This is a genomic window from Protofrankia sp. CiP1_Cm_nod2 (genome assembly GCF_920664355.1).
Classification (GTDB): domain Bacteria; phylum Actinomycetota; class Actinomycetes; order Frankiales; family Frankiaceae; genus Protofrankia.
Genome location: NZ_CAKKTL010000246.1, coordinates 1 through 7,456, shown reverse-complemented (window position 1 = coordinate 7,456; position 7,456 = coordinate 1). Strand labels below are relative to the sequence as shown.

Genomic DNA, 7,456 nt, shown 5'->3' with positions numbered 1-7,456 from the left:
AGCAGGCGCAGGCCGGCGCTTCGGCCTGACCGACGTTTTCTCCCGCCTGGATGACCTTCTTCCGCCTGGATGACGCCGCCGCCCGGATGACGCCGCGATGACTCCGTCAGCGACCGGGCCCCGGACGCAGGCCCAGGCCCAGGCCCAGGCCGGGAGCATGGCCGCCGGCCCGTGGCTGGTCGTCGGGCTGGGCAATCCCGGCCCGACGTATGCCGGCAACCGGCACAACATCGGATTCATGGTTCTCGACCTGCTGGCCGAGCGGGTCGGGGACCGTTTCCGCGCGCACCGGGGAGGCGCGGACGTCGCCGAGGCCCACCTCGCCGGGGCCCGCATGCTGCTCGCCAGGCCCCGCTCCTTCATGAACACCTCGGGCCCGCCCGTAGCGGCCCTGCGCGCCTTCTTCAAAGTCGACATCGGGCACGTCGTGGTCGTTCACGACGAGTTGGACATCCCGTTCGAGACGATCCGGCTCAAGCTCGGCGGCGGCGACAACGGGCACAACGGTCTGCGTTCGGTCACCGCCGCGCTGGGTTCGCGTGACTATCTCCGGGTCCGGGTCGGGATCGGGCGCCCGCCCGGCCGGATGAATCCGGCCGACTTCGTCCTGCGTGACTTTTCGGCTCCGGAACGCAAGGAGCTCCCGTTTCTGGTGGACCGGGCGGCCGATGCCGTGGAGTCGCTGCTCGGCAGTGGCCTGGAGGCCACCCAGAACGCCTTCCACACCTCGCCCGCCAAGCCGCACTCCTGATCCGTGCCTGCCCGCCGCGACGCGCCGGTGCCGGTAGCGACGCCGGTGCCGGTAGCGACGCCGTTCGGGAGGCCGCCGTTCGGGAGGCCGCCGTCGGAGCCGCCGGAGCCGTCGGGACTCGGAGTCATCGGAACGAGGCCCCGCAATGGCCGGCCGTCCCCGCCAATGACCGGACGCCCTGTCAATCTTTGAGAAGTGGCCTCGATGTGGCCTTTTGTGCGTGGGGTGCCACTCGCCGTAATAGTTTTCCGCGGTTTGCCGCAACCGGTTGTCACCGGGTTTGATCCGGTCGTCTAATCTGACTGGGCGCCACCTCCATCGGTACGGCTGGATGTGGCACGCGGGTGGCACGGGAGGCGGGGGCGTCGCCGTGTCCCCCGAGTTTGATTTCCGTACTCCGTCGCCTTTGGGAGAAGGCGCGGTCGGCCCGTCACCTGCGGTTGTCGGCCGGACGACGGTTCGGATTTGTGGGGGGATGATTGTGAACCTGTACCGGTGGGTTACCGGTGGGCGGCGGTTTCCACATGCCAGCGAGGCTTGTGGATACACGTCAAAATGTTTGTCTGTTGATTCTCCGGTGGGCGGGATAGTGGTTTCCGCTGGACGGAGGCCGGCGTGAGAGGCCTCGGCGCCCGCCGGCGTCAGCGCCGTCCGTGGCCTCGGGCCGCCCGTATCTGCGCGCTGCTCACCGGTGTGGCAGTGGCTGTGGCGGTGCTGGGGCTGCCCCGGCTGGCGCCGGGCGCCCTGCCGGTGGCCCCGGCCGCGAGCACGGCGGGGACGGGAACGGCGACGGACGCAGACAGCCTGGCGGCGTCCTCCTCGGGGACGTCCGCCCCCGTGACCGACACCATCGGGCCGGCCGCCGCCACCGCGACCGACCAGTCGACCTCGTCGACCCAGGCGCTGTCGCTCTCGACGTGCCTCCCGCTGCTGGTAGGCAAGATCGTCTGTGAGAACCAGCAGCAGGGCAGCCCGCAGTCGGAGTGGGACCTGGACAGTCCCGACGCGGGCGACCCGAGCCTGCAGGGCTTCGCGACGGACATCAGCGTGAACGTCGGGCAGACGGTCTCCTTCAAGATCAAAAGTACCGCGTCCGCGTACCGGCTCGACATCTACCGGCTCGGCTACTACGGCGGTGACGGCGCCCGGAAGGTCGCGACGGTGAACCCGTCCGCGCCGTACCCGCAGGCCCAGCCGGCCTGCCTCAACGACGTGGCCACCGGTCTGATCGACTGTGGGAACTGGGCGGCGTCGGCGTCGTGGGCGGTGCCCTCGAGCGCGGTGTCCGGCCTGTACATCGTGAAGCTGGTCCGCACCGACGGCCAGGGTGCCAGCCACATACCGTTCGTGGTGCGTGACGACTCCAGCCACTCCGACCTGACGCTGCAGACGTCGGACTCGACCTGGACGGCGTACAACGCCTACGGCGGGAACAGCCTGTACAAGGGCAGCCCGGCGGGACGCGCGTACAAGGTCAGCTACAACCGGCCGTACCAGTCGCGGGTGAGCGAGGTGGACGGCCACAACTGGATCTTCGCCGCGGAGTATCCGATGATCCGCTTCCTGGAGGCGAACGGGTACGACCTGACGTACACGACGGACGTGGACTCGGCCCGGCGCGGCGATCTGATCAAGAACCACAAGGTGTTCATCTCGTCGGGGCACGACGAGTACTGGTCGGGTGAGCAGCGGGCCAACGTGCAGGCCGCCCGCGACGCCGGGGTCGATCTGGCGTTCTTCAGCGCGAACAGCATCTACTGGAAGACGCGCTGGGAGCCGAGCATCGACGGTTCGTCGACGAACTGGCGGACGATCGTCTGCTACAAGGAGACGAAGAACTCCAGCCCGCAGGATCCGCAGTATCCGGCGCAGTGGACGGGCACCTGGCGGGATCCGCGCTACAGCCCGCCGAGCAACGGCGGCCGCCCCGAGAACGAGCTGCAGGGCACGCTGTACATGGTGGACCCGCCGACGGACTTCGCGATGAAGATTCCGGCGGCGTTCTCGAAACTGCGTTTCTGGCGGAACACCGCGGTGGCCAGCGCGGCGCCCGGCACGACCGTCACGCTCGCGGACGCCACCCTCGGGTACGAGTTCGACACCGACCCGGACAACGGTTTCCGGCCGGCGGGGGTGTTCGACCTGACCGCGCAGACCGAGAACGTCCAGCACAAGCTGCTGGACTACGGCAGCCAGGTCGGCCCGGGCCAGGTCACCCACAACATGACCCTCTACCGGGCGGCGAGCGGAGCGCTGGTCTTCGGCGCCGGCACCGTCCAGTGGGCCTACGGTCTGGACGCGGTGCACGACGGCCCGCCGAGCACCGCGAGCCCGGCGATGCAGCAGGCCACGGTGAACCTGTTCGCCGACATGGGCGCACAGCCGAAGAGCCTGATCAGCGGCCTGGTCTCGGCCGCGGCGAGCCTGGATGCCCTGCCGCCGAGCGTCACGGTGACCTCGACAGCACACGGAGTGGTCGGGCAGTCGTACGCGGTGACGGGCACGGCGACGGACGTCGGCGGTGTGGTCGCCGGGGTGGAGGTGTCGACGGACGGCGGCTCGAGCTGGCATCCCGCCCAGATCCCCGCGGTCGCGGCCAACGTGAACTGGTCGTACACGTACACACCGAACGCGCCGGGCACCTTCTCGCTGAAGGTCCGGGCCAGCGACGACAGCGCCCGGCTGAGCAGTCCGGTCACGGCCTCGCTGATCGTCGACCCCCGCACCTGCCCGTGCACGATCTTCGGTAACGCGGTGCCGGCGAACCCGGCGGACCCGGACGGCGGCGCGATCGAGGTCGGTGTCCGGGTCCGTTCGACGATCAACGGGACGATCACCGGGGTCCGGTTCTACAAGGGCGCGGGCAACACCGGCACCCACACCGGCACGCTGTGGTCGAACACCGGCACGGCGCTGGCCACCGGCACCTTCAGCAACGAGACCGCGACCGGGTGGCAGACGCTGACCTTCGCCCAACCGGTGGCGGTGCAGGCGAACACCACCTATGTGGCGAGCTACTACGCGCCCAGCGGCCACTACGCCGGTGACGGAACGTACTTCACCGGGAAGGCGGCCTACACCGCTCCGCTGCTCGCCCTGCCCGACGGCATGGACGGCGCCAACGGTGTCTTCCGCGCCGGCTCCTCCGGTTTCCCGACGAACACGTTCAACGGCACGAACTACTGGGTGGACGTGGTGTTCGCCGGCGACACCGCCACCGACACGGCGCCACCCCAGGTGGTGTCGGTGTCACCGCTGGCGGGCAGTTCCTCCCTCCCGCTGAACACTTCGCTGAAGGTCCTCTTCGGCAAGCCGTTCAACCCGTCGTCGGTGGCCTTCACGCTCAAGACGAGCGGCGGTACGTCGGTGGCGGGGACGGTGTCGGTGAACTCGGCGGCGCTCAGCGCGACGTTCACCCCGAACGCGGCCCTGGCGGCCGGTACGGCGTTCACGGCGACGATCACCGCCGCCGACTACCAGGGGCACGCCATCAGCCCCGCGTACGCGTGGACGTTCGCCACCGGCGCCACCCAGCCGCCACCGGGCACCTGCCCGTGCACCGTCTGGAGCGACCTGCAACAGCCCGGCACGGTCACCGTGAACGACCCGTCCGCGCTCGAGCTCGGGGTGAAGGTCCGGGCGAGCCAGAACGGCTGGATCACCGGGATCCGCTTCTTCAAGGGGCCGAAGAACACCGGCGTCCACACCGGCACGCTGTGGTCCGCCACCGGTACCCAGCTGGCCACGGCCACCTTCGCCGACGAGAGCACGACGGGCTGGCAGCAGGTCACGATCGACCCGCCGGTGCAGGCCACCGCGGGCACCACCTACGTGGCCAGCTACCACACGTCGGTCGGCTACTACTCGGCCACATCCGGCTACTTCGCCTCCGGCGGGACGTCCTACGGGCCGCTGACCGCGCTCGGTAACGGCGTGGACGGGCCGAACGGCGTGTTCGCACCGGGGAACGGCGGGGTGTTCCCGGCGCAGAGCTACAACTCGAGCAACTACTGGGTGGACGTGGTGTTCTCCACCACCCAGCCGGCACCGACACCGCCTCGGGTGGTGTCGGTCAGCCCGGCCAACGCCGGCACGGGTGTCGCGCTCGGGGTGCGACCGGTGATCACTTTTGACCGGTCGCTCGACCCGGCCAGCATCACGTTCACGCTGAAGGCCGGCGCGACGAACGTCAGCGGCTCGGCCGCGTACGACGACGCGGCGCGCCGGGTCACCTTCACGCCGTCCGCTCCGCTGCAGTTCAGCACCACTTACACCGCTTCGGCGAACGCAAGCGGTGTGAACGGGGTGGCACTCGCGTCGCCGTACACGTGGACGTTCACGACCGGGACGCCGGCCACCTGCCCCTGCACGCTGTGGCCCGCGTCAACCGTGCCGGCGAACCCGACCAGCAGCGACGCCAATCCCTACGAACTCGGTGTCAGGTTCAGCAGCGACGTCACCTCCTGGGTCACGGGAATCACCTTCTACAAAGGCACGAACAACACGGGTAGCCATACCGGGTCGTTGTGGTCGGCGTCCGGGCAGCTGCTGACGAACGGCACCTTCACCAACGAGACCGCCACCGGCTGGCAGACGCTGACCTTCGGCACACCGGTACAGATCAGCGCGAACACCACATATGTCGCGAGCTACTACGCCCCGAACGGCGGCTATGCGTCAGCTACTGGCTACTTCGCAGCAAATGACTGGAACGCGACGCCGTTGCACGCCCCCGCCTCCGGTGCGGGCGGGACGAACGGGGTCTTCCGCGGTGGCTCGGCGGGCTTCCCGACGACCACCTACAACGACAGCAACTACTGGGTCAGCCCGGTCATCGTCACCCAGGAGCCGGTGTCGACCTGCCCGTGCACGCTGTTCGGCACCCAGGTGCCCGCGAACCCGTCGAGCCCGGACACCGGCGCCATCGAGCTCGGGGTCCGTTTCACCTCGGACGTCAACGGCAGTGTGACCGGCGTGCGGTTCTACAAGGGCGCGGCCAACACGGGCACCCACACCGGGTCGTTGTGGTCGGCGTCCGGGCAGCTGCTGGCGACCGGCACCTTCACCAACGAGACCGCGACCGGCTGGCAGACACTGGCCTTCGCCACGCCGGTGGCGATCACCGCCGGGACGGAGTACGTGGCCAGCTACCACACGACCGTCGGCGGGTACGCGAACAACGGCGGTTTCTTCAGCAGCCAGTACCGGGCCGCTCCGCTGACCGGCCTCGCCGGCGGTAACGGTGTCTACCTGCACGGCGCGGGCGGATTCCCGACGAACAGTTACAACAGCACCAACTACTGGGTGGACGTGGTCGTTCAGACAACCTGATGATCGACACTGTGGGTCACTGAATACCTGGGATCGTCCATCGGTCGGCGCCGGGGCTCAAGCTCCGGCGCCGACCTGCGTGATGCCCGTGTCCAGGGCCGCCGGGCCGGGCCGGCACGGGGGCTGTCCGTCGTGTCGGACCCTGTTGGCATAATTGGCGCGATCCATCGCGACTGATGATCGCGAATGGTGGTCGCATACTGGGGGGTAGCGAATCATGCCGGAAGCAACGGGCCCGGAAACAACGAGTCCTGACGCGACAGGCGTCGCCGTTGTGGGGGCCGGCTACTGGGGCCCGAACCTTGTCCGTAATATTCAGAATTCGCCGCGGCTGCGGCTGAAGTGGGTCTGCGATCTCGACATCGAGCGGGCCCGCCGGGTCGTCGGCCCGTACAGCACCGTGCGGACCACCACCGTGCTCGACGACCTGCTGGCAGATCCCGAGGTCGTCGCGGTGGCCGTGGCGACCCCGGCGGCGACCCACGCGGACGTCGCCATGCGGGCGCTCGACGCCGGCAAGCACGTCCTGGTGGAGAAACCGCTGGCCTCCTCGTCCGCGGAGGCGGTCAAGCTGGTGGACGCCGCGCAGGAGCGCGGGCTGGTCCTCATGTGTGACCACACCTACTGTTACACGCCGGCCGTGATGAAGATCCGCGAGCTGGCGCACGCCGGTGAGCTCGGCGACATCCACTACGTCGACTCGGTACGCATCAACCTGGGCCTTGTCCAGCGCGACGTGGACGTGCTGTGGGACCTCGCCCCGCACGACCTGTCGATCCTCGACTTCATCCTGCCCCCGGGCGTGGTCCCGGAGGCGGTGTCGGCCCAGGGCGCCGACCCGATCGGCGCGGGCCGGGCCTGCGTCGCCTACCTGACGCTGTCACTCACCGGTGGCGCGATCGCCCACGTCCACGTCAACTGGCTGTCCCCGACCAAGATCCGGACAACGATCGTCGGGGGCTCCCGGCGGACCCTGGTATGGGATGATCTCAACCCCACCCAGCGGCTGGCCATCCACGACCGGGGTGTGGACCTCACCTCCGCCGACGGCCTGGGCGACCAGGCCCGGCGCGAGATGATGATCTCCTACCGCAGCGGTGACATGGTCGCCCCGGCCCTCGTCGAACGCGAGGCGCTGGCCTCGGTGATGGCCGAATGGGCGGACGCGATCAGCGAAGGCCGCCCGGCCCGCACCGACGGCCGGGCCGGGCTGCGCGTACTGGACATCCTGGAAGCCGCGTCCCGGAGCCTCGACTACCACGGTGCCACCGTCCCGCTGCGGGTCGATCGCTGACGCGGCCGCGGGGCCGCCAGCCCGACCATGGCCGCGTCGCGGCGGCAGCCCAGACGCGTCGCGGCGGCGGCCCGTGGCCG

3 protein-coding genes are annotated in these 7,456 nt (G+C 69.6%); all 3 read left to right on the top strand.

All coding sequences use genetic code 11. The features are described from left to right. Positions 1-157 precede the first annotated feature (157 nt). The 3 genes from pth to NBW84_RS20580 all read left to right on the top strand — a co-directional run bounded on the left by pth (position 158) and on the right by NBW84_RS20580 (position 7,376). The gene (gene pth, locus NBW84_RS20590; protein WP_250286529.1) at positions 158-751 is read left to right on the top strand and encodes an aminoacyl-tRNA hydrolase; all 594 of its coding nucleotides are present in this window, start codon (positions 158-160) and stop codon (positions 749-751) included. Between the two features lie 615 nt (positions 752-1,366). Next, on the top strand, positions 1,367-6,082 hold the full coding sequence (locus NBW84_RS20585) for a DUF4082 domain-containing protein (protein WP_250286526.1): 4,716 nt from the start codon (positions 1,367-1,369) through the stop codon (positions 6,080-6,082). A 217-nt stretch (positions 6,083-6,299) separates the two neighbouring features. Continuing rightward, on the top strand, positions 6,300-7,376 hold the full coding sequence (locus tag NBW84_RS20580) for a Gfo/Idh/MocA family protein (RefSeq protein ID WP_250286525.1): 1,077 nt from the start codon (positions 6,300-6,302) through the stop codon (positions 7,374-7,376). Positions 7,377-7,456 lie beyond the last annotated feature (80 nt).

Excerpts from the sequence above, each read along its gene's own strand:
- pth (WP_250286529.1), top strand. The coding sequence starts at position 158 with ATGGCCGCCGGCCCGTGGCTGGTCGTCGGGCTGGGCAATCCCGGCCCG.
- NBW84_RS20580 (WP_250286525.1), top strand. The coding sequence starts at position 6,300 with ATGCCGGAAGCAACGGGCCCGGAAACAACGAGTCCTGACGCGACAGGC.